The sequence below is a fragment of the Pseudomonas sp. M5 genome (assembly GCF_016907075.1).
Classification (GTDB): Bacteria; Pseudomonadota; Gammaproteobacteria; order Pseudomonadales; family Pseudomonadaceae; genus Aquipseudomonas; species Aquipseudomonas putida_E.
In genome coordinates this window covers 4,216,954-4,240,696 of the sequence record NZ_JAFBBH010000001.1, presented here as the reverse complement: position 1 = coordinate 4,240,696, position 23,743 = coordinate 4,216,954, and the positions used below count along the sequence as shown (strand labels likewise).

Genomic DNA, 23,743 nt, shown 5'->3' with positions numbered 1-23,743 from the left:
GGGCGTAGCCCTCGCAAACTGGTACTGCCCATGAAAACCTCAACCTTCGCCACCCTGCTCTGCCTGCCCCTGCCGCTTCTGGCCGCCGAACGCGACGACGCCCTGAAGCTCCCCGACGTGCTGATCAGCGCCAACCGCCAAGTCGAATCACGCACCGCCACCAGCGCCGCCAACACCGTTTTCACCCGCAACGACATCGACCGCCTGCAACCGACCAGCGTCACCGACCTGCTCGCCCGCGTGCCCGGCGTGCAAGTCGCGCCCACCGGTGGCCGCGGTAGCCTGCCGGGTATCTTCATCCGCGGCACCAAGGCCGCGCAGAGCCTGGTGCTGGTCGACGGTGTGCGCATCGCCAACGCCACCTCGGGCGACAGCGGCCTGCAGTTTCTCGACGTCGACCAGATCGAGCGTGTCGAAGTGCTGCGCGGCTCACGCTCGGCGATCTACGGCAGCGATGCCATCGGCGGTGTCATTCAGATCTTCACCCGTCGCAGCAACGGCACGGGCCTGCAGCCGCGCCTGCGCATGGCGGCAGGCAGCAACCAGACCTGGCAACGCAGCCTGGGCCTGTCCGGAGGCGAGGGCGCGACCCGCTTCAACCTGGGCGCCAGCCTGGACGAAACGGCAGGCATCGACTCGACCGGCCCGTCCTTCGCCAGCGACGGCGATCATGACGCCTACCGCAACAAGTCGTTCAACCTGAGCCTGAGCCACACCTTTGGCGAACGTTTCGAAACCGGCCTGAACCTGCTCGACAGCCGAGGGCGCAGTGAGTACGACAATCCGTTCGGTGGCTTCGACCCGGTAACCTTCGAAAGCTTCGGGCAAAAGCCCTACACCGACTTCAGCGTCAGCAGCCTGGGTACGTATTTCGATGCTCAGCTCAATGACATATGGCATTCACGCCTGGAGCTGGGCCATGGCGAAAACCGCGACGACAAGCGCGACAAACTCAGTGACGAGCGCTCGGTGTTCAACACCTATCGCGACCAGGTCACGTGGCAGAACGACCTGGCCCTGAGCGAGCGGCAGAACCTGTTGATCGGCGGCGACTGGTACGAGGACCGCGTGCACGCCAGCACTGAGTTCAGCGAAGACAGCCGCTGGAACCGCGCCGCCTTCATCCAGCATCGCTTCCGCGGCGAGCACGTCTCTACCGAACTGGGCGTGCGCCGCGACGAGAACCAGCAGTTTGGCGGCCAGACCACGTGGAGCGGTAGCCTGACCGTGCCGCTGAATACGCACAACGATGTGCTGCTGTCCTACACCGAAGGCTTTCGTGCGCCGACCTTCAACGACTTGTACTACCCGCAGTACAGCAACCCGCAGCTGGACCCGGAGCACTCCAGAAGTTTCGAGCTGCAATGGCGCAGCCAGCTCAGCCGCGACAGCCGCCTGGAAACTTCGCTGTACCGTACTGACCTGCGCGATGCGATTATCTTTGGCCAGGACTCGATCCCGCGTAATGTGGCCTCTGCGCGTATCAACGGCGTGGAAATGGCACTGGAGCAACAGTGGGGCCAATGGCGCAGCCAGCTGGGCCTGGCGTTGATCGATCCACGTGATCGTGACAGCGGCCACACCCTCGCCCGCCGCGCAAGGCGCACCTTGAGCCTGGACCTGGACCGTCAATTCGAGCGTTTTACGGTAGGAGGCAGCTGGCAGGCCGTCAGCGCCAGTTACGACGACGAGGCCAACCGCAACCGCCTCGGCGGCTATGGCTTGCTGGGCCTGCGCAGCAGCTGGGCAGCGACCGACGAGCTGAAGCTGGAACTAAAGCTGGATAACCTGCTGGACAAAGGCTACAGCCGTGCGCTGTACAGCTACGATGGCGCCAGCTACGGCTACCGCGAAGAGGGCCGCACGGCCCTGTTCAGCGTCACCTGGACGCCGGCGCTTTAGCTTCGAGCAGCGCACACAAGCGGGCGGTGGCTTCGATCATCTGCCCGCTGGGCCGCTCCAGGCCCTTGTCCGGCACCACCAGCAGACGATCACCGGCCACAGCGCCCAAATCTGGCCAGGCCTTCCAGCTTGCCAACTGCCCCTGGTCGCCAGCCAGAATCACCTGCGGATCGCGCATCAGCACTGATTCCACATTCACTTGCGGTGCCGGCTGGCTCAGGTCGGCAAAGATATTGCGCGCCCCACACACCGCCAAGGCATCACTCACCACCTGTCGCCCACCCAAGGTGTACAGCGGCCGGTCCCAGACCTGATAGAACACCCGTAGCGGCTGTTCACGCCGATAGTGCTGACGCAGTTGCCGCAACCGTTCACGCAGGCCTCCCACATACTGCCGCCCCTGCTCTGCCCGCCCTACACGCACGGCAATGGCCTCGATCTGTTCAAGCAGTTGCTCAAGGTCGTGGGGTTCTGCACTGTAGGTCGCGATACCCAGGCGCGTAAGCTGATCGCGCTGGGCCGGTGCCACGCTGCCGGGCCAGAGCAATAGCAGGTCAGGCCTGAGGCTGAGCAGGCGTTCCATGTCCAGTTGCCCCTGGCGCCCTACCGAAGGCAGGTTACGCAGCGCCGCTGGGCGCTCGCCGCCGTCGAGCATGCCTACCAGCAGGTCATCGGCCTGCAGCTCAAGCATGATTTCGCTCATCGAAGGCGCAAGGCTGACCACGCGCAGAGGCTCGCCAGCCTGGACGGTGCAGGCCAGCAGCGCCAGCAGGCAGAGCAGGCGGCGCATCACCCCAGCTGACGCGGGATGCGGTAGAGGTAAAGCACCACCACTGTGGATAACGCCAAGAGGATTTGCGGCACAGCTTCGAGCCCTACCAGCACCGACAGCGCGGCGACCCAGGCAGGGAAACAGGCGAACAGCATGGCCATGCGCCGCACCCGGGCCAACTCGATCCAGGCAGCCGGCTCTTCAGCCGTGCCAAGCAACTTGGAGGTGGCGATCAAAGCACGCTTGTAGGCGCCGAAACGCGGCAGGCTGAGGAACATGGTTGCCGCACCGGCGATGAACAGCGGCATCGCCAGCACCGGGATCAGCGCATCACCACCGCCAAAGGCCCAGGCCATCACCGGCAGCGGCACCAGGCCAACCGCCAGGTATTGCCACCAGGCCAGCGCCAGGCGCCGCTTCACCTCGCTGCGGGTCACGCCTGGGGGACCTCACCCTGGTGTTCGTTACCCAGCATGTGGCCAAGCTTGTCGGCCTTGGTCGCCAGGTAGTAACGGTTGTGCGGGTTATGCCCGGTATGCAGCGGCACGCGCTCGGCAACCTTGATGTTCATGTCGGTCAGCGCCTTGACCTTGCGCGGGTTGTTGGTCATCAGGCGCAGCGATTTCACGCCCAGGTGCTCGAGCATCGGCAGGCAGATCGCGTAATCACGCTGGTCGGCAGCGAACCCCAGACGCTCGTTGGCCTCTACAGTGTCGGCACCACCATCCTGCAACTCATAGGCGCGGATCTTGTTCAGCAGGCCGATACCACGGCCTTCCTGACGCAGGTAAAGCAGCACGCCGCGCCCTTCACGGGCAATGGCCTGCAGGGCGGCTTCCAGTTGCGAGCCACAGTCGCAACGCTGGCTGAACAGGGCATCGCCAGTCAGGCACTCGGAGTGCAGGCGCCCCAACACCGGCTCACCGTCGGCGATGTCACCCAGGCTGAGCACCACGTGCTCACGGCCGGTGGCTTCGTCGAGGAAACCATGCATGGTGAAAGTCGCGAAGGGGGTCGGGAGTTTAGAGGCGGCAACAAAGACGACGGGCACGTTGTGCTCCTGGATAAGTAGGAAAATTCTCGTGAAGCGATTGTATCAGCAGGTCAGCGCCTGTGCGCTGGCTGAATACCGTGGGTTAAGATCGAAAAGTTCGATGTTCGGTTAACCTGTGGCAGCCCTTGGTGCTATTGAGGCTTGCTGTCGGCAGTAAAGGGATACGGCTGTTTCCAGTGCTGGAAGATAGGCTTCAACTCGCCGCTGCGTACCAGTTCAGCCATGCGTCTGTCGAACAGTTCACGCAGGACCTTGCCGTGCTCGTTGCGGGCAAAGGCCAGGTACAACGGCAGTTCGGCGACATGGGTCCGCCGGAACCGTTCTGGCTGAGAGGTTTGGCCAAGCACGTAGTCAACTTCGGTCAGCGCATCGATGTAGAAGTCCACGCGATCATGCTCAAGCATTGGCAGGATGCCTTCGCGGCGCTGAATCTCGCGCGACTCCTTTACGTTCGGCAGGTAGCTGCCGTAATCGTAGCCACGCACCCAGGCCAAGCGATACTGACCAACGGTCTCCAGGGTAGGCACCGGTTTGCTGGCAAGCCCCAGCGCATAGATGTGGTCCATGTCGAAGTGCCAACGCGGGTAGAGATTGTCGTCGTTCTCATCCTTGTAGGAACCGACCCAGGCATCGGCCTCGCCGCGTTTGACCAGCCCGACGGCACGGCTGTAAGGGGCACTCTTTGCCACCACCTTGACGCCGGCAGGCTCAAAGACCTTGCGCAAGACATCCCAGGCCACGCCGGTACCATCGGCATTGGTGTAGTCCAACCACTCTTCACTGACCAGATGGACCTGTTTCGGTACGCCTTCGGCCGCCAGCGCCCCATGGGCAAAGCTGAGCAAAATTGCCAGCAGCACAGTCCGAATGGCCATCAAAGCGCTCCCTGTCTCAGCCTACCGCCCACACCAGAACCTGCATGCCCAGCCAGGCGAACACGCCAGCCAGGATATCGTCGAGCATGATGCCGACACCGCCGTGCACATGGCGATCGATCCAGCGAATCGGCCATGGCTTGAGGATGTCGAAGAAGCGGAACATCAAGAACCCCGCCAGAATCCACTGCCACCCTTGCGGCACAAGCCAGAGGGTGATCCACATGCCGACCATTTCATCCCAGACAATGCCTTCATGGTCGTGCACGCGCAAGTCATTGGCGACTTTACCGCACAGCCAGAAGCCGAACAGCATGGTGATGCCCAGCAGCAGCCAGTAACCCCAATCGGGCAGCATCTGCCACAGCGGGATGAACGGAATGGCCACCATCGAGCCCCAGGTGCCGGGTGCCTTGGGCAGCGTGCCCGAACCGAAGCCGAAAGCGATGAAGTGCCACGGGTTGCGCCAGACCGATGGCGGAACGAACTCCGCAGGCACCTGGTTGGGGTGGTCGGTCACGGTGTCTCCCTAAAGTGTTGATAGCCCCGCTGTACGGGGGTGATGTCCTGGCCCTGGGGGTCACGCAGGGTCACGCCCTGCCCTTGGAGCACTCGGCCGACGACATGTACGCCGGCGTCCGCCAGGGATGAAAGCGCCTCAGGCGGCAGGGTGAACGCCAATACGTAATCGTCGCCACCGGTGAGCGCCGCTTGCACCGCCGCGTCGCGGCCGAGAAAGGCCTCTAGTGCAGGAGACACTGGCACCTGCGCCAGGTTCACCTCAAGGGCGACGCCAGAGGCCTTGGCGATGTGCCCACAATCGGCAAGCAGGCCATCGGAAATGTCCAGCGCCGCCGTCGCCCGCCCGCGCAAGCGCTGGCCCAGGCCGAGTTGAGGCAGCGGCGACCAGTAGTGGGCCAGCAGGGGCTCGGCCTGCTCGGCAGGCGCTTCCCGCTCGCCCAGCACCAACGGTAACGCACCGGCTGCCTTGCCCAGCACGCCCCCCACACACAGCAGGTCACCCGGCCGGGCACCGCTGCGGCGCAGGGCCTGGCCAGCCGGGACGCTGCCCAAAACAGTGACGGTGATGCTCAAGGGGCCGCGAGTGGTGTCGCCACCAATCAGGCTCATGCGGCAACGCTGGGCCATGCGGCTGAGGCCGTCGGCAAAGGCGGCGAGCCAGTCGGGACCAACGTCGGGCAGGGTGAGGGCAAGGGTGAAGCCGATGGCATTGGCGCCCATGGCTGCAAGGTCGCTGGCCGCCACGGCCAGTGAGCGCTGCCCCAGCAAGCGCGGGTCACAGACCGTCGGGAAGTGCACCCCGGCAACCAGGGTGTCGGTAGACACCGCCAACTGCTCGCCCGGGGCAAGCTCGAGCAAGGCGCAGTCGTCGCCAATGCCCAGCGCCACGCCCTCACCGCCCTGCGCACAGGGCGCGGCGGCGAAGTAATGGTTGATCAGCTCGAACTCACCCATGGCTCGACAGCGCCAGGATCAGCGCTTGTTCGCCTTGACTTCTGCTTCGCGCAGCGAAGGTGCCAGCTTGTCCAGCACGCCGTTGACGAACTTGTGGCCGTCAGTGGCGCCGAAGACCTTGGCCAGCTCTACGCCTTCGTTGATCACAACGCGATACGGTACATCGACACGCTTGATGAACTCCCAGGTGGACAGGCGCAATACGGCCAGTTCGACCGGGTCGAGCTCTTCCAGGGCGATGTCCATGCACGGTTTCAGCGCGCTGTCGATTTCGCTCTTGATGGCCGGAACCCCATGCAGGATTTCGCGGAAATAGGCGCCATCTACATCGGTAAAATCGTTATCGACCCGGAACTGCGCTTCGATCTCGTTCAGCGAATGCTGAGCCATGTGCCATTGGTACAGGGCCTGGGTCGCGAGCTTGCGGGCTTCGCGGCGCTTGGCGCTCTTCGATGGCTTGCCGGCATCCGCAGGTTTTGGATCGCGCGGGTTGAAACGATCGCTTTCGTCGCTAATCACTTGGCCTCCAACTGCGCCAGCAGGCTGACCATTTCCAGAGCGGACAGGGCAGCTTCAGCACCTTTGTTGCCGGCCTTGGTGCCGGAACGCTCGATGGCTTGCTCGATGGAGTCGACGGTCAGGACACCGAAGGCCACCGGCACACCGAACTCCATGGACACCTGGGCCAGGCCCTTGGTGCATTCGCCCGCCACGTATTCGAAGTGCGGGGTACCGCCACGGATCACTGCGCCCAGGGCGACGATCGCGTCGTATTCACCTTGCTGGGCGACTTTCTGAGCCACCAGCGGGATTTCGAACGCGCCCGGGGCACGGATGATGGTGATGTCGCTTTCGCTGACACCGTGGCGTACCAGGGCATCAACGGCACCGCTCACCAGGCTTTCTACGACGAAGCTGTTGAAGCGGCCAACCACCAAAGCATAGCGACCTTTGGGGGCAATGAAGGTACCTTCGATGGTCTTCAGGGTCATTCCGATGTTCTCATCTTCAAGAGCGAGGCCGCGCTCTGGCGGCCTCGGGAGGGTTTGGACTCGAGCGTGAGGGCGCAAGCGCCGCCTCAAGTCACTCGGAGGGCACGTATTCTACAACTTCCAGATCGAATCCGGATATCGCATTGAATTTCATCGGCGAACTCATCAGGCGCATCTTGCGCACGCCAAGGTCACGCAGGATCTGCGAACCGGCACCCACAGTGCTGTAGGTGGTCGGTGCCTTGGTCGGTGCATCGCCTGCGCTTTCGCGGATATGTGCCAGCAGCACGTCGCCATCCAGTGGGTGGCCCAGCAACAGCACCACGCCGCTGCCGGCCTCGGCAACCGCGGCCATGGCGGCGCGAAGGCTCCAGCGGCCAGGCTGCTTGACCAGCAGCAGGTCGCGCAGCGGGTCCATGTTGTGCACACGCACCAGGGTCGGTTCTTCGGCGCAGACCTTGCCCAAGGTCAGGGCCATGTGCACATCGCCTTCCACGGCGTCGCGGTAGGTGACCAGGTTGAACTCACCCAGCTCACTCTCGATCGGCTGCTCGGAAACGCGCTGCACGGTGCGTTCGTGGATCATGCGGTAGTGGATCAGGTCAGCGATGGTGCCGATTTTCAGGCCATGCTCGGCGGCGAACACTTCGAGCTCGGCGCGACGCGACATGGTGCCGTCATCGTTCATCACTTCACAGATCACGCCGCTCGGCTCGAAACCGGCCATGCGCGCCAGGTCGCAGGCGGCCTCAGTGTGGCCGGCGCGTGCCAGGGTACCGCCGGGCTGGGCCATCAGCGGGAAGATGTGGCCCGGGCTTACGATGTCTTCGGCCTTGGCATCCTTGGCGGCTGCGGCCTGCACGGTGCGTGCGCGGTCGGCCGCCGAGATGCCGGTGGTAACACCTTCGGCCGCTTCGATCGACACGGTGAACTTGGTGCCGAAGCCCGAGCCGTTGCGCGGCGCCATCAGCGGCAGCTTGAGCATTTCGCAACGCTCGCGGGTCATCGGCATGCAGATCAACCCACGGGCGTGCTTGGCCATGAAGTTGATGTGCTCAGGCAGGCAGCACTCGGCCGCCATGATGATGTCGCCTTCGTTTTCACGGTCTTCGTCATCCATGAGGATGACCATTTTGCCCTGGCGGATGTCTTCGACCAGTTCTTCGATGCTGTTGAGCGCCACGCGGCACCCCCTTCTCAATCAGGATTTCAAGAAGCCGTTGGCGGCCAGGAAGCTTTCGGTAATGCCACTGCCCTTGCTCGGTTCGCCAGCCTTGTCGCCCAGCAGCAGGCGCTCCAGGTAACGGGCCAGCAAATCGACCTCAAGGTTGACCCGACGCCCTGCGCGGTAGTCGGCCATGATGGTTTCGGACAGGGTGTGCGGGACAATGGTCAGCTCGAACTCGGCGCCATTGACCTCATTGACCGTCAGGCTGGTGCCGTCGACGGTGATCGAACCCTTGTGGGCAATGTACTTGGCCAGCTCCTTGGGTGCACGCACGCGGAACTGGATGGCGCGAGCGCTATCGCTGCGCGAGATGATTTCGCCGACACCGTCGACGTGGCCGCTGACCAGGTGGCCGCCCAGGCGGGTGGTCGGGGTCAGGGCCTTCTCCAGGTTGACCTTGCTGCCGCTCTTGAGGTCGATGAAAGCGGTGCGCTTGAGGGTCTCGACGCTGACGTCGGCCCAGAAGCCATCGCCCGGCAGTTCGACGGCGGTCAGGCACACGCCGTTGACGGCGATACTGTCGCCGAGCTTGACGTCACCCAGGTCGAGCTTGCCGGTCTCGACGTAGACGCGCACGTCACCGCCCTTGGGGGTCAGGCTGCGGATGGTGCCGATGGATTCGATGATGCCGGTGAACATGGGGACTTCCTCAAAAACGGGTTGCGCAGGGCAAGCCCGGCATTATACGCCGGGCGCCGGCAGAGGGATGGCCGTGACCCGCCAGTCATCGCCCACTGCACGCATTTCGGTGATTTTCAGCCGTGGCGCTTCGCTCATCTTCGACAGAGGCCAGTCCAGCAACGGACGGGCCTGGGAGCCAAGGAAGGTGCCGGCGACGAACAGCTGGTACTCGTCGATCAGGCCCAATTGGGCAAAAGCGCCGACCAGGCCTGCGCCAGCTTCCAGCAGGATGTCGTTGACGCCACGCGCTGCAAGCGCCTGCATCAAGGCGAGCAGATCCACCTGGCCATTGCTGCCCGGCAGGCTGAGCAGCTCGTGGCCAGCTTGGGCGTACCGCGGGTCGCTCCCCATGGCGGTTACCACCAGGGCCGGGCCAGCCTTGAAGAACGGCGCGTCCAGTGGCAGGCGCAGGCGGCCATCGATCAGTACGCGCACGGGGGGGCGGCTCAGCGCCAGCGCGGTGGTGTCGGGGTCCAGGCCCAGCTCGGCACCGCGCACGGTCATCCGTGCGTTGTCGGCCAATACGCTGGCGGCGCTGGTCAGTACCACGCTGGCACGGGCACGCAGGCGCTGCACTGCAGAGCGGGCGGCAGGGCCGGTGATCCATTGGCTTTCACCGCTGGCCATGGCGGTACGGCCATCCAGGCTCATGGCCAGCTTGGCCCGCACGAACGGCAAGCCGTGCTCCATGCGCTTCAGGAAACCGGGGTTCAGGGCGCGGGCCTGGGCATGGAGCACACCACTGGCGACTTCGATGCCTGCTTCGGCCAGGCGGCGCAGGCCCTGCCCGGCGACCTGCGGGTTGGGGTCCTGCATGGCTGCCACCACCCGCGCCACACCAGCCTGTACCAGCGCTTCGGCGCACGGTGGGGTGCGGCCATGGTGGCTGCAAGGCTCGAGCGTCACGTAGGCACAGGCGCCGCGGGCACGCTCACCGGCCTGGCGCAGGGCATGCACTTCGGCATGTGGTTCACCGGCGCGCACATGCCAGCCCTCACCCACCACTTCGCCGTCACGGACGATCACACAACCCACGCGCGGGTTGGGGTGAGTGGTGTAGATACCCTTGCGGGCAAGCTCCAGGGCACGGGCCATGTAATGGGCGTCGAGGATCGCGGTCTGGCTCGGCATGCTCACTCTTTAGCCGGCTCGCGGGCCAGGCGGTCGATTTCTTCGCGGAATTCATCGAGGTCCTGGAAGCGGCGGTACACCGAAGCGAAACGGATGTAGGCCACTTCATCGAGCTTGCGCAGCTCGGCCATCACCAGCTCACCCACCACCAGCGACTTGACCTCGCGCTCACCCGTAGCGCGCAGCCGGCTCTTGATATGTGCCAGGGCCGCCTCGAGGCGTTCGACGCTGACCGGGCGCTTCTCCAGCGCGCGCTGCATGCCGGCACGCAGCTTTTCTTCGTCGAAAGGCTGGCGCGTGCCGTCCTGCTTGATCAGCCGGGGCAAGACCAGCTCGGCGGTTTCGAAGGTGGTGAAACGCTCGCCGCAGGCCACGCATTCGCGACGGCGGCGCACTTGTTCGCCCTCGGCGACCAGGCGCGAGTCGATGACCTTGGTGTCGTTGGCACCGCAAAAGGGACAGTGCATGGTGGCAGGCAACAAAAAAAGGGAGGGCCATGGTAGCGCATCCCACTGGCAAGACAAGCCAAAGGGGTTAACATCCAGGGTAAATCTGCCCCTGAAGGACTACCCCATGCATTATCGAGCGCTCGTCGTGCTGGGCTGCGCCGCCCTGCTCGCCGCCTGTGGCAGCGATCGGCCGAAGACCGAGCCAGCCCCGGCACCTGCGCCCGCCAAGGTGGCGAAAAAGGCCGAACCGCTGGGCCCGCTGCCCGCCTATCAACGCGAACTGAGCGGTACCTTGCTGGAAATCCCCCGCGGTGCCGACGTGGAGCTGGCCTTGCTGGTCATCGACGAGCGCGACCGGCCGCAACAGCTTCTGGCCAGCAGCACCCTGACCGGGACCGGCCAGGCGCTGCCCTACCGCCTGCGCTTCAACCCGGAGGTCTTCCCGGCCGGGGCTCGGGTCGAACTGCGTGGCCGCGCCAGCCAGTCGGGCCAACTGATCATGCACCTGCCGCCCGTGCGCATCACCCAGGCCCAGACTCAAGCCACAGGCCCGCTGCGTTTCAAGAAGGCGCCTTAGGTGGCGCCGCTTGCCTTGCAACAGGCCCTCAGCGGCCTGATCGGCGAAGCGCGGCTGGTCGTCAGTGAACTGCCGGGGTGTACGCTCAAACTCTGGTTGATCGACGATCAGAACATGGACCGCGCCTTCAGCAGCGAAGAAACCCGGCGCATTCTCGACGACCCACCGTACTGGAGCTTTTGCTGGGCCAGCGGCCTGGCCATGGCCCGCTACCTGGCCGAGCACCCTGAATGGGTGGCCGGCAAGCGCGTGCTGGACTTTGGCGCCGGTTCCGGTATCGCCGGCATTGCTGCAGCGCGCGCCGGTGCATTGGAAGTGGTGGCCTGCGATCTCGACCCGCTGGCACTCGATGCCAGCCGCGCCAATGCCGAGCTGAACGGGGTCGAGCTCAGTTACAGCAATGACTTCTTCGCCGAAGACGACCGTTTCGACCTGATTCTGGTTGCCGATGTGCTGTACGACCGCGCCAATCTGCCGCTGCTCGATGCCTTCCTCGGCCGCGGTCGCCAGGCGCTGGTGGCAGACTCCCGAGTACGCGATTTCAGCCACCCGCTTTACCAGCAGTTGGGCGTGCTTGAAGCACTGACCCTGCCGGACCTGGCCGAGCCGCACGAATTCCGCCGGGTCAGCCTGTACCACGCCAGCCGCGAGCCTTTATAGTGGTGCCATTCACGGATTTGCGAGAGTCACGATGAGCCAGGAAACACCGTTTATCTTCGATGCCACCGATGCCAACTTTCAGCAACTGGTGATCGAAAACTCCTTCCACAAGCCGGTCCTCGTGGACTTCTGGGCAGAGTGGTGCGCGCCCTGCAAGGCGCTGATGCCACTGCTGGCGAAAATCACCGAGGGTTATCAGGGCGAGCTGCTGCTGGCCAAGATCAACTGCGACGTTGAGCAGCAAGTCGTTGCCCAGTTCGGGATTCGTAGCCTGCCCACAGTAGTGCTGTTCAAGGATGGCCAGCCGGTCGACGGCTTTGCCGGCGCGCAGCCGGAGTCGGCGATCCGCGCCATGCTCGAGCCTCATGTGCAGATGCCTGCCGCACCGGCCGCCTCGCCCTTGGAGCAAGCCAAAGGCTTGTTCGCCGAGAGCCGTTTCGCCGAGGCCGAGGCATTGCTGCAGGCCCTGCTGGGGGAAGACAACAGCAATGCCGAGGCGCTGATCCTGTATGCCCGCTGCCTGGCTGAGCGCGGCGAGCTGGGCGAAGCGCAGGTTGTGCTGGACGCGGTCAAGACCGATGAGCACAAGGCCGCCCTGGCCGGTGCCAAAGCGCAGCTGACCTTCCTTCGCCAGGCCGCCAGCCTGCCGGAAGTCGCCGACCTGAAAAGCCGCCTGGCGCAGAACCCGCAGGATGATGAAGCGGCTTACCAGCTGTGCATCCAGCAACTGGCGCGCCAGCAGTATGAAGCGGCGCTGGATGGGCTGCTTAAACTGTTCCAGCGTAACCGCGCCTATGAAAACGGCTTGCCGCAGAAGGCGATGCTGCAAGTGTTCGACCTGCTCGGTGGCGACCATCCGCTGGTGGCTGTTTACCGCCGCAGGCTGTCTTCGGCCATGTTCTGATTCGCCCAACAGGCGAGGGCCATGCCCTCGCTTGCGGGGCAACACAGGCCTACAGCTTTACCCGATCCAGTGATACACCGGCGCATCCGCGCCACTTTCCACCTTCACCTCACTGCTGTGTCGCAACCGCACCAGCAGCCGCTTGCCCGCCGCCGTACTACCCGCCAGCCCTTCCAACCGGTCCAGCAATTCTGGCCCGTTCATCTGCCCCGCCTGACGCAGCACCTCCCGCGCAGCCGTCCACTGCCCGTCATCCTGGCGCGGCGCTGCTGCTATAGCCTGCGATACCGTTTCGGCCGCCACAGGCATTTCAAGCTGCCGCCCCAACTGCGCCCACTCTTCGGGCTCCAGCTCAATGCTCAGGTCCACCGGCCAGTCACCAATCTGTCCACGAATTCTCACGATGCATTCCTTCAGGCGCGTTCAATACCCTCATGCTACAACAACATGAAACCTTCACCACGCAGGCTGGCGGGACAGAGAAAAGTTGTTATAACATTACCAAATCATTCCCCGTCTGCTTCTGGAGTCGTCCATGCGTCGCCTGCTGCTCGCCCTGCCCTTCGCACTGCTGCCACTGGCCGTGGCTCATGGCCACGAAGGCCATGACCATGACCATGATCACGCCCACGGCACGCTCGGGGCGCATGAGCACGGTGTGGCCAAGCTCAATGTAGTGCTCGACGGCAACACCCTTGAGCTGGAGCTGGACAGCCCGGCAATGAACCTGGTCGGCTTTGAACACAGCGCCAGCAGTGATGCCGACAAAGCCAAGGTCGCCGCCGTGCGCCAGCAGCTCGAGCAACCTCTGAAGCTGTTTGGCCTGGCAGCGGCTGCTGGCTGCAAGGAAGATGCTCAGGAGCTGGAGAGCCCACTGTTCGGTGATGCGGCAAAAGATGACGACGGTGATGAACATGAGCATGGCCACCAGCACAGCGACATCAGTGCGCACTATCAGCTCAAATGCTCCGCCCCGGAAAAACTCTCTCAGCTCGACCTCACACCGCTGTTCAAGACCTTCCCCGCCACGCAGAAAATCAATGTGCAGTTGATCGGCCCGAACGGCCAGAAAGGCCTGGAAACCTCGCCTGCCAAGGCCGTGGTCGCGTTCTGAATGAGCCTGCCGTTGATCGCGCTGCAAGACCTGGTGTTCGCCTGGCCAGGGCAGCCGCCATTGCTGGATATACCCGCGTTTCGCCTGGAAGCAGGCGAGGCCCTGTTCCTCAAGGGCCCCAGCGGCAGTGGCAAGACCACCTTGCTGGGCCTGCTGGGCGGGGTGAACGTGCCAGCCCAGGGCCGTATCCAGTTGCTCGGCCAGGATCTCGGCAGCCTTGGCCAGGGCGCCCGCGACCGCTTTCGGGTCGATCACACCGGTTATATCTTCCAGCAGTTCAACCTGCTGCCGTTCCTCTCGGTACGGGAAAACGTCGAACTGCCCTGCCGCTTTTCGCACAGCCGGGCCGACCGCGCCCGCCAACGCCACGGCAGTGTCGACCAAGCTGCCAGCGAGCTGCTTGCCCATCTGGGCCTGAACGACCCGGCACTGCTTGCCCGCCGCGCCGACAGCCTGTCGATCGGCCAGCAACAAAGGGTAGCCGCTGCCCGAGCATTGATCGGCCAACCCGAGCTGGTCATTGCCGACGAACCGACCTCGGCACTGGATGCCGACACCCGCGAGGCGTTCATCCGCCTGCTGTTCGATGAATGTCGCGCCGCCGGCTCCAGCCTGTTGTTCGTCAGCCATGACCAGAGCCTGGCACCGCTGTTCGACCGTCATCTGTCACTGGCCGAACTCAACCGCGCAGCCACGCCCCGGGAGGCCTGATGTACCTGCTTCGCCTTGCCCTGGCCAGCCTGGCCAATCGCCGTTTCACGGCGTTTCTCACTGCCTTCGCCATCGCCTTGTCGGTATGCCTGCTGCTGGCCGTGGAACGTGTGCGCACCGAAGCACGCGCCAGTTTCGCCAGCACCATCAGCGGCACCGACCTGATCGTCGGCGCCCGCTCGGGTTCGGTAAACCTGCTGCTGTATTCGGTGTTCCGCATCGGCAACGCCACCAACAATATCCGTTGGGACAGTTACCAGCATTACGCCCAGGACCCACGGGTGAAGTGGGCGATTCCCATCTCGCTCGGCGACTCGCACCGCGGCTACCGGGTAATGGGCACCACCGGTGAATACTTCAGCCATTACCAGTACGGTCGCCGGCAGCACCTGGAGCTGAGCCAAGGCCGTGAGTTCGCCAGCGACCCGTTCGAGGTGGTGCTGGGGGCCGAGGTGGCCGAGGCGCTGCACTACAGGCTTGGCGACAAGCTGGTGCTTGCCCATGGCGTGGCGGCAATCAGCCTGGTCAAACACGACGACAAGCCGTTCACCGTGGTCGGCGTGCTCAAACGCACCGGCACACCTGTCGACCGCACGCTGCACATCAGCCTGGCGGGCATGGAGGCGATCCATATCGACTGGCATAACGGCGTGCCTGCCCGTGGTGCCGGGCGCATCAGCGCCGAACAGGCTCGCGCCATGGACCTTCAGCCCGCCGCGATCACCGCGTTCATGCTGGGCCTGAACAGCAAGATCGCCACCTTCAGCCTGCAGCGCGAGATCAATGAATACCGCAGCGAGCCGCTGCTGGCGATCTTGCCCGGGGTAGCGCTGCAGGAGTTGTGGAGCCTGATGGGTACGGCCGAACAGGCGTTGTTCGTGGTCTCGCTGTTCGTCGTGTTGACCGGTTTGATCGGCATGCTCACGGCCATTCTCACCAGCCTCAACGAACGTCGCCGGGAAATGGCGATTCTGCGCTCGGTGGGGGCCCGGCCTTGGCACATTGCCGGGTTGCTGGTGCTTGAAGCGCTGGCACTGGCAAGTGCCGGTATCGTTGCCGGGCTTGGCCTGCTGTATGCCGGCATCGCCCTCGCCCAAGGCTACGTTCAGGCCAACTACGGCCTATACCTGCCGCTGGCCTGGCCCAGCACGCACGAGTGGACGCTGCTTGCTATCATCCTCGGCGCAGCGCTGCTGATGGGCAGCGTGCCGGCCTGGCGCGCTTACCGGCAGTCGCTGGCCGATGGGTTGTCGATTCACCTCTGAGAAAACGCCATGTTCCGCGCGCTGTTTTTATCCCTGCTGATGCTCGCCGCCCCCACCTGGGCGGCCGAACCCCGCGAACTCGACTGGCCTGCACTGATCCCGGAAGGCGCGCCGATCATCCCGCCGCAACTCGCCCCGCTACACGACATGTCGCAACTGAGCAGCGCCCTGTCCGCTGAGTCAGCCCCAGCGGCGCGCCAGCAAGCGCCCGATGCGCCGGTGGTCAAGGACCTGGACGGCCAGCAAATCAAACTTCCCGGCTATATCGTGCCACTGGAAGTCAGCGAAGAAGGTCGCACTACCGAGTTCCTGTTAGTGCCCTACTACGGCGCCTGTATCCATGTACCGCCACCGCCGCCCAACCAGATCGTGCATATCTTCAGCGAAATGGGCGTACGCGTCGAAGACCTGTACCAGCCCTACTGGATTGAAGGAAAGCTGCACGTCAGAGCCTCCAGCAGCGAACTGGCCGACGCCGGCTACCAGATGGAAGCCGAGAAAATATACGTTTATGAGCTGAAGTGAGAACTGTTTCTACTTCGTGAACGCAGTTCTTTGAGCTGGGTCAAACATTCGGTTTAGACGGCTCCGTACCATTGGACAACTTGATTACTCACGTCCTTTCGGAGCTTCCATGAACAAGTCCTTGCTCGGCGCCTCACTTGTGGCCCTTGCGCTCGCCGCCCCTGCCGCCCACGCCTACCAGGCGGGAGACATGATCCTGCGCGCAGGCGCGATCACCACCGCCCCGAACGAAAGCAGCGGCGACCTGAAGTTCGACGGCAACAAGGTGTCGGGCACCAAGGCGACCCTGGACAGCGACACCCAACTGGGCCTGACTTTCGCCTACATGCTCACCGACCACGTCGGCCTTGAACTGCTGGCGGCCACGCCGTTCCAGCACACCGTGGGCGTTAAGGGCCTGGGTGGCGGCCTGGACGGCAAGCTGGCCGACATCAAGCAACTGCCACCGACCCTGTCGCTGCAGTACTACCCGATGGCACCGAACTCGCGCTTCCAGCCGTACGCTGGCATCGGCATCAACTACACCCTGTTCTTCGACGAAGACCTGAGCAGCGCGCGCAAGCAACAGGGCTTCAGCAACCTCAAGCTGCAGGACTCGGTCGGTATCGCCGGGCAGTTGGGGATGGACTACATGCTCACCGACAACCTGTTGGTCAACGCTTCGGTCTGGTACGTCGATATCGACACCAAGGCCACCGTCGACGGCCCGAGCGCGCTGGGTTACAGCAAGACCAAGGTCAACGTGGAAGTCGACCCGTGGGTCTACATGGTCGGCCTTGGCTACAAGTTCTGACCACTGCGATGCAGGGCGGCCAAGGCCTGATGCCAGTCAGTTAGTCTCATTAGGGCTGCTACGCAGCCCATCGCCGGCAAGCCAGCTCCCACAAGGTGCGGAGTACATCAATCAGCGTGGGAGCCGGCTTGCCGGCGATGGGCCGCAAAGCGGCCTAAGTCAGGCCTTGCCGAGCAAGTGCGCCAGCCCTTCGACCATCGAAGTCGGCTGCGGAAAATCGAATCGTGCCAGCAAACGCTGGTTATCCGCCCGCGAGTGGCGAATGTCACCCGAACGAGCCTCGCCATAACTGACAGGCGGCAAGCTGCCGACCACGGTTTCCAGCGCCTTGAGCAACTGGTTCAGCGAAGTCGCTTGGTTCAGGCCGATATTCACCGCGCCCTCTTCCACCTGCGGCTGCTCGAGCGCCTGCACCATCACCTGCACCAGGTCGCCCACATACAGGAAATCCCGAGTTTGCTCGCCGTCGCCGAACACCGTGATCGGCAACCCTTGGGTGGCCCGCTCACTGAAAATGCTGATCACCCCGGAGTACGGGGACGAAGGGTCCTGGCGCGGCCCGAAGATGTTGAAGAAGCGGAACACCACCGGCTCCAGCCCATGCTGGCGGCGGTAGAAGTCCAGGTATTGCTCGCTGGCCAGCTTGTCCACCGCATAGGGGGTCAGCGGTGCCTTGGGCGTCTCCTCGGCAATCGACTGGCCTTCGCCGTTATTGCCGTACACCGCCGCGCTGGAGGCGAACAGCACCCGGCGCACACCCTGCAGGCGCATGGCCTCACAGACATTGAGGGTGCCGATGAAATTGCTCTGGTGGGTCTTTACCGGGTCTTCGACCGAAGCCTGCACCGAAGCCACCGCGGCCAAATGAACCACAGCGCTGCAACCTGCCGCGGCGCGCTGCACCAATGCGGCATCGGCAACATCACCCTCGACCAGCTCAAGGCGCGGGTTGCCCAGTTGCAGGTTGTCGCGCTTGCCAGTGGAAAGGTCGTCGAGCACACGCACCGCGTAGCCTTTAGCCAGCAACGCATCGCACAGGTGGGAGCCAATGAAGCCGGCGCCGCCGGTGATCAGGATGGGGGCGTCAGCCATGGCGGTAGAATCGGTCCAGTAGAGGCGGCAGGCCGGCGCGCCAGGCACGCGGCTTGATGCCGAAGGTATGAAGGATTTTCTTGCAGGCCAGCACCGCGTTCTGCGGCTCCTCACTGGCATCCGGGCGGGCGGCATGCGCCTGCGCGGTCGGTGCCTGCACGGCCAGCTGGCGATGCTGCCCGGCCTCGGTGAGGATCGCCTGGCCCAGCGCCAGCGGCGTGGTCGCCTCGTTACCGGCGTAGTGGTAAGTGCCCCACAGCGGCGCGGTGCAATCGAGCTGCTTGAGCACCGACAGGATCACCCGCGCGGCATCGTCGACCGGCGTCGGGTTGCCGCGGCGGTCATCGGCCAGCAACAGCTCCTGCGGTTGCTCGGCGCGGGTCAGGAAGCGGCCCAGGGCACCGTCGATGCTCTCGTCCAGCAACCAGCCGAAGCGCAGCAGCACATGCTGCGGGCAGGCCGCACGCACGCTCTGTTCGATGCGCCACAAGGCCTGGCCACGCAGGCCCAACGGCACGGGCTCATCTTTTTCGCTATAGGCCGTGGCACGCGAACCATCGAACACCCGGTAGCTGGAAGGCTGCACCAGGGTGATCTGGTGATGCTGGCACAGCTCCGCCAAGCGCTCCACCGCCCGCTCCTGCTGAGCCAGGCGCGGCTCGCTGACCGACTCGGCCTGGAACCAGTCGAAGTAGTAAGCCAGGTTGACCAGCGCATCGGGGCGATGATCGTCAAGCAGCTGGGTCAGGCTTGCTGGCGTCCAGCCGTCTTCCGGCGGGCGCGGCGCCAGAAATGCGATGTCCTCCTCGGCCCCGAGACGAATCAGCGCTTGCCCGAGGGCATTGCCACCACCCAACAGCATCAGGCGCATACGCATAGAGTCAGCAGATCCGAACAGGTTGATGAGGGAAAGGGTTCATTTTGCGGTTTCCAGACGGGGAAGTCCAACCCTGAGGCTGACAGCACTACCTACCTAAGACGATTCCTACCAGACCCATGGACATCCCCCACAGCTCGCAAGACCTCGACCTTACATCAGCGGTAAAAAATATCTGGCTAAATAGTCGGCGCCCTAACAATAAGTTTTACCTTTCCCTACATACAAGGAGAACAACAATGCCAGGGGTAAACGCTAAAGCCAGACCCGAGATCCTCCATCTCACATTCAGTAAACTTCAAGCCAGCATACTTGATCACGGCTCCAGACAAACTGCCGCCATCGGCGGCCCAGATGCCGCAGGCGCTGCTGCACTATCTGCCTGCCAGGCACAAATATTGAAAAGCTCACTGGACGATGTACAACTCGAATCGCTTGAAATATTTGCCTCCGGAAAAGCGGCAGCACTTGAATTCGCGGCAATGGAAGCCCCCCATGCCGACCCTGTACCAAAGTGCCTGGCAGACATTGAAACTCTGAAAACCGACCCCGCAATCCTCTATATGGCATCACGAAACCAGATTCTTTTGAACCTTGTCGACTACCGCTCATTCGCTTTCGATATCGACAATGGCGGCATGCAAGTACGAATTGTTGGTAATTTCAAAGGCGGTGGAGAACGATCGCTGCCGAATGAATTTAGCCACCATCACGCGGAACTGAGTTCCCATGCAGGCGTTCAGCTAGGTCCGCACACTGAACCTCCCTATACCTGCTCGGTTCAGTGCGAAGGTGAGCATTCCCCAGCCCCAAGCGCATTGATCCTGAGTGCAAGATGGAATCCATTACGGGAACCGACGCAAGTGATACCCGTACGCAATGCAATTTCAAAACTCAACGCCCTTGAGGGGCTGGCGTTATCTTCCAAGTCATTTTGCTTTACCCGCAGCGACTGCTTCGTTAACGATGAGCATCAGGGGATGAACGCAAGTTCAATACTTCAGTTCGATTCTAGAGGTGATTTTACCCTCCGCTATAATAGCTATAGACACTCATTGCACCATGAAGCCAGCCATTCAACACGACAGGCTTATCAAACATTGCAAGCCTTACTAGAAAACGAGCAACCCTACGACTTTCTACCAAGCCCTGACTCCGCAATATTGATTAATAACAGCCAGGCACTTCACGCTCGCGACATCGTCAAGGACAACCGAAGACTACTGGTTCGTCTATTCGGGTACTCACCTGATGCACGGCCGGTGACATTACAACAAGATCCACTGATCGTACGCGGCTAAGGCGGGGTAGAGAAAAATGGAGACTGAAGTTTCAATACTCTTGACGCTGGCAGCTGTCGCATTGCTCGCCGGCTTCTTTGATGCGATAGCAGGAGGCGGAGGATTACTTACGTTGCCGGCCTTTTTCATTGCAGGTGTCGATCCGTTGGCTGCAATGGCTACCAACAAATTTCAGGCGTCTTCAGCCAGTGTTTCAGCAGTGTGGGCGTTCGCCCGCAAGCGAATGATCCAGTGGCGAACGGGCGGGCCGATGGCCGCTTTGTCGTTCGCGGGTGGCGTTACGGGTGCATTGTCGATCAGCATGCTCGACAAAGCCCTCCTGGAATCAATTGCCCCCATCTTGCTAATTACAGTAGCCCTCTATTTTGCGTTCAGCCCCAAGCTTGGTACCAAGGATCGCAGGCAGAGGATGTCGTATCTGGGCTTCACGCTGGTAGTTGCTCCAGCCATTGGGTTCTACGACGGTATCTTTGGACCAGGCACGGGTTCATTTTTCATGGTCGCCTTCACCTTACTCTTGGGGCAGCATCTTATGCAGGCGATCTGCAGCAGCAAACTGCTCAATGCATCCTGCAACCTCGGCGCCCTTTCGGTCTTTGCCTTTAGCGGCGCAATCATCTGGCCTTTAGCCCTGGCAATGGCACTTTGCGCCATTGTTGGCGCACAACTTGGCGCACGTTGTGCTATCTACTTCGGGCCACGGCTGATCAAGCCATTGCTAATCACTGTTTGCTGCCTGATGTCGTTGAAGCTGTTACTCAATGAGGGACATCCGGCTGGGGAGTGGTTGCGACAGCTTTGACGCGTTGTTGGCTGGCCATTTACCTAGGTGCCGGTCAATGGTCATCCGCAGCGATACCCATACAGACGCTCAATCTATTCGATTTCGAACAAGCCGTTACTGAGTGGCCCCACACTCAGCCGCTCACGCACGTCGTCATCGATTCGCGGATCGTCCGGCTGATACAGCTTCACCTGCCGGTAGGCGTTGATGCGGTTGATCTCCTCACCCAGGTACTCCCACACCACCCGTGTGCAGGCCGGGTTGCGCCGGTCGCCGCTGGAAACACCGGTCTTCAGGCCATTCAAGCGGGTGATGCGGCTCTTGAAGCTGGGGATGAGGATGGTCTGGCTCATCTCGTTCAGGGTCAGCGACTCGTAGTCGATGAGAAACATCCGGTCCTGCAACTGGAACGCCGCGCCCAGGTAGCGGCAACGCACCTCGGCATGCAGGTCGGTGGCGGTGGAGCGCTCCTGACGCTCCTGGCGTTCGAACAGGAAGCGGCCGCGCTCCTCGCGCAGGTGCACCAGTGACACCAGGATCGTGCCAGGTACCGACATGCAGTTGGAGTACTCGAAGTAATAGCCGCAGTAGCGCGACAGGTTGCCGGCGTGCTCGTGCAACGGGCGGAACAGCTCGCTGATCGGGTCGCTGGGCTGATCGGCCACGGCCGATACCCGGGCGCCGATCAGGCGGGCGAACTGCTCGGGAGGCAAGTTCAGCTCGTAGTCCTCGACACCGAAGAAATCACCGATGCGCTTGAGGTTGAACGCCGTCGGGCGGCTCTGCCCGCTCAGGTACTTGTTGAACTGCGCACGGTTGATCGACAGCTGGCGGCAAACTTCGGAGATAGAGCGGTAGTGGCTGCAGGCCAATTTGAGGTTGGTAGCGAAATGATCGCTCATGTTCTGAATCCAGGGTGACGCGAATGGCGCAAGTGTAGCATCAAGTCGCATCAATTCAGAGCAACCCGCGAAATTGTAACCACTCTTGTCATGGCCAACCATGCGCCCCAACGATAGCGGTGCGCCTGCCGTCCGCTGGTCTTTTCACGCGAAGAATAAGAATCGAGGTCATTTTCCAATGCTCGAAGCACTCAACGATTTCCTTTCGGGGAAGCTTCTCATCGTGCTGATCGTCGGTCTCGGCGGTTACTTCACCATCCGCTCGCGGTTCGTACAGTTCCGCCATTTCGCCCACATGTTCAGTGTGTTCAAGGAATCGCTGCGTGGCCAGGCAGGCCAGCTGAGCTCCTTCCAGGCCCTGATGCTGAGCCTGGCCGGCCGCGTTGGCGCCGGTAACATCGCCGGTGTCGGCATCGCCGTGACCCTGGGTGGCCCGGGGGCCGTGTTCTGGATGTGGGTCACCGCACTGGTGGGCATGGCCAGCAGCTTCTTCGAATGTACCTTGGCCCAGGTGTACAAGCGCGCCGATGGCGATGGCCTGTACCGTGGTGGCCCGGCCTACTACATCCTGCACGGCCTGAAGCTCAGGAGCATGGCCATCGTGTTCTCGATCCTGCTGCTGGTCACCTACGGCTTCGCCTTCATGGGCCTGCAGTCGTACACCGTGACACATTCGCTGCAGAACGCCTTCGGCTTCGACCCAAGCCACACCGGTATCGCCCTGGCGGTACTGCTGGCTATCGTGTTCCTGGGTGGCATCAAGCGTATCGCCGCAGTCTCCGACCTGCTGGTACCGGTCAAGACCCTGGCCTACATCGGCGTGACCCTGTACGTGATCGGCACCCAGATCGAACACGTACCGGCAATGCTGGAAACCATCTTCAAAAGCGCCTTCGGCCTGGACCCTGCATTCGCCGGCCTGCTCGGCAGCGCCATCGTCATGGGCGTGAAACGCGGCGTGTTCGCCAACGAAGCAGGCTTGGGCAGTGCGCCCAACGTCGCTGCCGTGGCTGCCGTGAAGCACCCGGGCGCGCAAGGCGTGGTCCAGGCTTTCAGCGTGTTCCTCGACACCTTCCTGATCTGCACCTGCACCGCCCTGCTGATCCTGCTGTCTGGCTTCTATACCCCGGGTTTCGAAGGTGACGGTATTGTCCTGACGCAGAACTCGCTGGCCGCCGTGGTCGGTGACTGGGGCCGCCTGTTCGTCAGCGTCGCGCTGTCGCTGTTCGTCTTCACCTGCATCCTCTACAACTACTACCTGGGCGAGAACAGCCTGCAGTTCCTCAGCCGCAACCGCCTGGTACTGCTGGTGTTCCGTGGCCTGGTACTGGCGCTGGTGGTCTGGGGTTCGGTACAGGACCTGACCACCGTGTTCGCCTTCGCCGACATCACCATGACCTGCCTGGCCTTCGTCAACCTGGTCGCCTTGGCCTTGCTGTTCAAGGTCGGCCTGCGTGTGATGCGCGATTACGATGACCAGCGCAAAGCCGGCATCAAGCAGCCCGTGTTCGACTCGAGCAAGTTCGCCGACCTGGACCTGGACCGCAACGCCTGGCCGGCCAATCCGCAGGCCGAAACAGCCGTTGACAAAGCCGTCGGCGAAGTTCAGCCGCAGCGCTGATATCCTCGCCTGCCCAGCCGCCCCGTTCGCGGGCGGCTGCCTACTCTCAGCTCACCG

The 23,743-nt window shown here is 62.8% G+C and carries 28 protein-coding genes; 12 read left to right on the top strand and 16 right to left on the bottom strand.

The annotated features are described in order from the left end of the window. Positions 1-30 precede the first annotated feature (30 nt). Positions 31-1,902 (top strand): TonB-dependent receptor, encoded by a 1,872-nt coding sequence (locus JOE27_RS19300; protein WP_204919483.1) that lies wholly within the window; start codon positions 31-33, stop codon positions 1,900-1,902. Here the strand turns inward: JOE27_RS19300 and JOE27_RS19295 are convergent. The 12 genes from JOE27_RS19295 to nrdR form a co-directional block, all read right to left on the bottom strand. Next, a complete protein-coding gene (locus JOE27_RS19295) occupies positions 1,880-2,692 on the bottom strand; it encodes a cobalamin-binding protein (RefSeq protein WP_204919481.1) in 813 nt (270 codons plus the stop codon). The two genes, JOE27_RS19300 and JOE27_RS19295, sit on opposite strands and share 23 nt — an antisense overlap. After that, positions 2,692-3,111 (bottom strand): hypothetical protein, encoded by a 420-nt coding sequence (locus tag JOE27_RS19290; protein ID WP_046785101.1) that lies wholly within the window; start codon positions 3,109-3,111, stop codon positions 2,692-2,694. Before JOE27_RS19290 ends, JOE27_RS19295 begins: the two co-directional genes overlap by 1 nt. Then, positions 3,108-3,725: a GTP cyclohydrolase II gene (ribA, locus tag JOE27_RS19285; protein ID WP_012312515.1), complete on the bottom strand. Its 618-nt coding sequence runs from the start codon at positions 3,723-3,725 to the stop codon at positions 3,108-3,110. The genes JOE27_RS19290 and ribA overlap by 4 nt, the downstream gene beginning before the upstream one ends. 134 nt (positions 3,726-3,859) lie before the next feature. After that, a complete protein-coding gene (locus JOE27_RS19280; protein WP_204919479.1) occupies positions 3,860-4,603 on the bottom strand; it encodes a transporter substrate-binding domain-containing protein in 744 nt (247 codons plus the stop codon). A 16-nt stretch (positions 4,604-4,619) separates the two neighbouring features. Next, a complete protein-coding gene (locus JOE27_RS19275; protein WP_046785099.1) occupies positions 4,620-5,123 on the bottom strand; it encodes a phosphatidylglycerophosphatase A in 504 nt (167 codons plus the stop codon). Next, positions 5,120-6,079, bottom strand: a complete 960-nt coding sequence (thiL, locus tag JOE27_RS19270) for a thiamine-phosphate kinase (protein WP_115273468.1) — start codon at positions 6,077-6,079, stop codon at positions 5,120-5,122. The genes JOE27_RS19275 and thiL overlap by 4 nt, the downstream gene beginning before the upstream one ends. 18 nt (positions 6,080-6,097) lie before the next feature. Then, positions 6,098-6,598 carry a transcription antitermination factor NusB gene (gene nusB / locus JOE27_RS19265; RefSeq protein ID WP_012312511.1) on the bottom strand — a complete coding sequence of 167 codons (501 nt, stop codon included), beginning with the start codon at positions 6,596-6,598 and terminating at the stop codon, positions 6,098-6,100. Next, the gene (gene ribE, locus JOE27_RS19260; protein WP_043210219.1) at positions 6,595-7,071 is read right to left on the bottom strand and encodes a 6,7-dimethyl-8-ribityllumazine synthase; all 477 of its coding nucleotides are present in this window, start codon (positions 7,069-7,071) and stop codon (positions 6,595-6,597) included. Before ribE ends, nusB begins: the two co-directional genes overlap by 4 nt. A 91-nt stretch (positions 7,072-7,162) precedes the next feature. Beyond that, positions 7,163-8,254, bottom strand: a complete 1,092-nt coding sequence (ribBA, locus tag JOE27_RS19255) for a bifunctional 3,4-dihydroxy-2-butanone-4-phosphate synthase/GTP cyclohydrolase II (RefSeq protein ID WP_046785097.1) — start codon at positions 8,252-8,254, stop codon at positions 7,163-7,165. An 18-nt stretch (positions 8,255-8,272) separates the two neighbouring features. Further along, complete coding sequence (locus tag JOE27_RS19250; protein ID WP_046785096.1) at positions 8,273-8,938, bottom strand: riboflavin synthase; 666 nt, start codon at positions 8,936-8,938, stop codon at positions 8,273-8,275. 42 nt (positions 8,939-8,980) lie between these two features. After that, positions 8,981-10,111, bottom strand: a complete 1,131-nt coding sequence (gene ribD, locus JOE27_RS19245; protein ID WP_204919477.1) for a bifunctional diaminohydroxyphosphoribosylaminopyrimidine deaminase/5-amino-6-(5-phosphoribosylamino)uracil reductase RibD — start codon at positions 10,109-10,111, stop codon at positions 8,981-8,983. Positions 10,112-10,113: 2 nt separating this feature from the next. Next, entirely contained in the window at positions 10,114-10,578 is a 465-nt protein-coding gene (nrdR, locus tag JOE27_RS19240) for a transcriptional regulator NrdR (protein WP_008092351.1), read from the bottom strand. Positions 10,579-10,684: 106 nt separating this feature from the next. Between nrdR and JOE27_RS19235 the strand changes: the two genes are divergently transcribed. From JOE27_RS19235 to trxA, 3 genes are read left to right on the top strand one after another with little or no spacing between them, the layout of a single operon-like run. Further along, the gene (locus JOE27_RS19235) at positions 10,685-11,137 is read left to right on the top strand and encodes a YbaY family lipoprotein (RefSeq protein ID WP_012312506.1); all 453 of its coding nucleotides are present in this window, start codon (positions 10,685-10,687) and stop codon (positions 11,135-11,137) included. After that, positions 11,138-11,797, top strand: a complete 660-nt coding sequence (locus JOE27_RS19230; protein ID WP_204919475.1) for a 50S ribosomal protein L11 methyltransferase — start codon at positions 11,138-11,140, stop codon at positions 11,795-11,797. 31 nt (positions 11,798-11,828) lie between these two features. Then, positions 11,829-12,701: a thioredoxin gene (trxA, locus tag JOE27_RS19225; protein WP_046785093.1), complete on the top strand. Its 873-nt coding sequence runs from the start codon at positions 11,829-11,831 to the stop codon at positions 12,699-12,701. A gap of 57 nt (positions 12,702-12,758) precedes the next feature. Here the strand turns inward: trxA and JOE27_RS19220 are convergent, their stop codons facing one another. Further along, on the bottom strand, positions 12,759-13,103 hold the full coding sequence (locus JOE27_RS19220; RefSeq protein ID WP_115273465.1) for a hypothetical protein: 345 nt from the start codon (positions 13,101-13,103) through the stop codon (positions 12,759-12,761). A 133-nt stretch (positions 13,104-13,236) separates the two neighbouring features. On the opposite strand from JOE27_RS19220, the gene JOE27_RS19215 reads away from it, so the two are divergent. The 5 genes from JOE27_RS19215 to JOE27_RS19195 all read left to right on the top strand — a co-directional run bounded on the left by JOE27_RS19215 (position 13,237) and on the right by JOE27_RS19195 (position 17,109). Further along, positions 13,237-13,815, top strand: coding sequence for a DUF2796 domain-containing protein (locus JOE27_RS19215; RefSeq protein WP_204919473.1), 579 nt, complete (start codon positions 13,237-13,239; stop codon positions 13,813-13,815). Further along, positions 13,816-14,526, top strand: coding sequence for an ABC transporter ATP-binding protein (locus JOE27_RS19210; protein WP_119688188.1), 711 nt, complete (start codon positions 13,816-13,818; stop codon positions 14,524-14,526). It begins immediately after the preceding gene. Then, positions 14,526-15,791, top strand: a complete 1,266-nt coding sequence (locus JOE27_RS19205) for an ABC transporter permease (protein WP_204919470.1) — start codon at positions 14,526-14,528, stop codon at positions 15,789-15,791. The genes JOE27_RS19210 and JOE27_RS19205 overlap by 1 nt, the downstream gene beginning before the upstream one ends. 9 nt (positions 15,792-15,800) lie before the next feature. Then, complete coding sequence (locus tag JOE27_RS19200) at positions 15,801-16,316, top strand: DUF3299 domain-containing protein (protein ID WP_119688186.1); 516 nt, start codon at positions 15,801-15,803, stop codon at positions 16,314-16,316. A 109-nt stretch (positions 16,317-16,425) separates the two neighbouring features. After that, entirely contained in the window at positions 16,426-17,109 is a 684-nt protein-coding gene (locus JOE27_RS19195) for an OmpW family outer membrane protein (protein WP_012312498.1), read from the top strand. Positions 17,110-17,268: 159 nt separating this feature from the next. Here the strand turns inward: JOE27_RS19195 and JOE27_RS19190 are convergent, their stop codons facing one another. After that, positions 17,269-18,201, bottom strand: a complete 933-nt coding sequence (locus JOE27_RS19190) for an NAD-dependent epimerase/dehydratase family protein (RefSeq protein WP_046785087.1) — start codon at positions 18,199-18,201, stop codon at positions 17,269-17,271. After that, positions 18,194-19,078, bottom strand: coding sequence for a sugar nucleotide-binding protein (locus tag JOE27_RS19185; protein ID WP_046785086.1), 885 nt, complete (start codon positions 19,076-19,078; stop codon positions 18,194-18,196). The genes JOE27_RS19190 and JOE27_RS19185 overlap by 8 nt, the downstream gene beginning before the upstream one ends. Before the next feature lie 239 nt (positions 19,079-19,317). On the opposite strand from JOE27_RS19185, the gene JOE27_RS19180 reads away from it, so the two are divergent. Together JOE27_RS19180 and JOE27_RS19175 are read left to right on the top strand one after the other, a co-directional pair. Further along, on the top strand, positions 19,318-20,379 hold the full coding sequence (locus tag JOE27_RS19180) for a hypothetical protein (RefSeq protein ID WP_119688184.1): 1,062 nt from the start codon (positions 19,318-19,320) through the stop codon (positions 20,377-20,379). A gap of 16 nt (positions 20,380-20,395) precedes the next feature. Further along, on the top strand, positions 20,396-21,181 hold the full coding sequence (locus JOE27_RS19175; RefSeq protein WP_115273461.1) for a TSUP family transporter: 786 nt from the start codon (positions 20,396-20,398) through the stop codon (positions 21,179-21,181). 74 nt (positions 21,182-21,255) lie between these two features. On the opposite strand, the gene JOE27_RS19170 is transcribed toward JOE27_RS19175, so the two are convergent. Continuing rightward, on the bottom strand, positions 21,256-22,065 hold the full coding sequence (locus tag JOE27_RS19170) for a helix-turn-helix transcriptional regulator (RefSeq protein WP_012312493.1): 810 nt from the start codon (positions 22,063-22,065) through the stop codon (positions 21,256-21,258). Between the two features lie 178 nt (positions 22,066-22,243). Between JOE27_RS19170 and JOE27_RS19165 the strand changes: the two genes are divergently transcribed. Next, positions 22,244-23,686, top strand: a complete 1,443-nt coding sequence (locus tag JOE27_RS19165; protein ID WP_115273460.1) for a sodium:alanine symporter family protein — start codon at positions 22,244-22,246, stop codon at positions 23,684-23,686. Positions 23,687-23,743 lie beyond the last annotated feature (57 nt).

What these genes read in the sequence shown, in the direction of transcription:
- JOE27_RS19300 (WP_204919483.1), top strand. Translation starts at nt 31, where the DNA reads ATGAAAACCTCAACCTTCGCCACCCTGCTCTGCCTGCCCCTGCCGCTT.
- JOE27_RS19295 (WP_204919481.1), bottom strand. Translation starts at nt 2,692, where the DNA reads ATGCGCCGCCTGCTCTGCCTGCTGGCGCTGCTGGCCTGCACCGTCCAG.
- JOE27_RS19280 (WP_204919479.1), bottom strand. Translation starts at nt 4,603, where the DNA reads ATGGCCATTCGGACTGTGCTGCTGGCAATTTTGCTCAGCTTTGCCCAT.
- thiL (WP_115273468.1), bottom strand. Translation starts at nt 6,079, where the DNA reads ATGGGTGAGTTCGAGCTGATCAACCATTACTTCGCCGCCGCGCCCTGT.
- ribE (WP_043210219.1), bottom strand. Translation starts at nt 7,071, where the DNA reads ATGACCCTGAAGACCATCGAAGGTACCTTCATTGCCCCCAAAGGTCGC.
- JOE27_RS19250 (WP_046785096.1), bottom strand. Translation starts at nt 8,938, where the DNA reads ATGTTCACCGGCATCATCGAATCCATCGGCACCATCCGCAGCCTGACC.
- ribD (WP_204919477.1), bottom strand. Translation starts at nt 10,111, where the DNA reads ATGCCGAGCCAGACCGCGATCCTCGACGCCCATTACATGGCCCGTGCC.
- nrdR (WP_008092351.1), bottom strand. Translation starts at nt 10,578, where the DNA reads ATGCACTGTCCCTTTTGCGGTGCCAACGACACCAAGGTCATCGACTCG.
- JOE27_RS19235 (WP_012312506.1), top strand. Translation starts at nt 10,685, where the DNA reads ATGCATTATCGAGCGCTCGTCGTGCTGGGCTGCGCCGCCCTGCTCGCC.
- trxA (WP_046785093.1), top strand. Translation starts at nt 11,829, where the DNA reads ATGAGCCAGGAAACACCGTTTATCTTCGATGCCACCGATGCCAACTTT.
- JOE27_RS19215 (WP_204919473.1), top strand. Translation starts at nt 13,237, where the DNA reads ATGCGTCGCCTGCTGCTCGCCCTGCCCTTCGCACTGCTGCCACTGGCC.
- JOE27_RS19210 (WP_119688188.1), top strand. Translation starts at nt 13,816, where the DNA reads ATGAGCCTGCCGTTGATCGCGCTGCAAGACCTGGTGTTCGCCTGGCCA.
- JOE27_RS19205 (WP_204919470.1), top strand. Translation starts at nt 14,526, where the DNA reads ATGTACCTGCTTCGCCTTGCCCTGGCCAGCCTGGCCAATCGCCGTTTC.
- JOE27_RS19200 (WP_119688186.1), top strand. Translation starts at nt 15,801, where the DNA reads ATGTTCCGCGCGCTGTTTTTATCCCTGCTGATGCTCGCCGCCCCCACC.
- JOE27_RS19195 (WP_012312498.1), top strand. Translation starts at nt 16,426, where the DNA reads ATGAACAAGTCCTTGCTCGGCGCCTCACTTGTGGCCCTTGCGCTCGCC.
- JOE27_RS19190 (WP_046785087.1), bottom strand. Translation starts at nt 18,201, where the DNA reads ATGGCTGACGCCCCCATCCTGATCACCGGCGGCGCCGGCTTCATTGGC.
- JOE27_RS19185 (WP_046785086.1), bottom strand. Translation starts at nt 19,078, where the DNA reads ATGCGTATGCGCCTGATGCTGTTGGGTGGTGGCAATGCCCTCGGGCAA.
- JOE27_RS19180 (WP_119688184.1), top strand. Translation starts at nt 19,318, where the DNA reads ATGCCAGGGGTAAACGCTAAAGCCAGACCCGAGATCCTCCATCTCACA.
- JOE27_RS19175 (WP_115273461.1), top strand. Translation starts at nt 20,396, where the DNA reads ATGGAGACTGAAGTTTCAATACTCTTGACGCTGGCAGCTGTCGCATTG.
- JOE27_RS19170 (WP_012312493.1), bottom strand. Translation starts at nt 22,065, where the DNA reads ATGAGCGATCATTTCGCTACCAACCTCAAATTGGCCTGCAGCCACTAC.
- JOE27_RS19165 (WP_115273460.1), top strand. Translation starts at nt 22,244, where the DNA reads ATGCTCGAAGCACTCAACGATTTCCTTTCGGGGAAGCTTCTCATCGTG.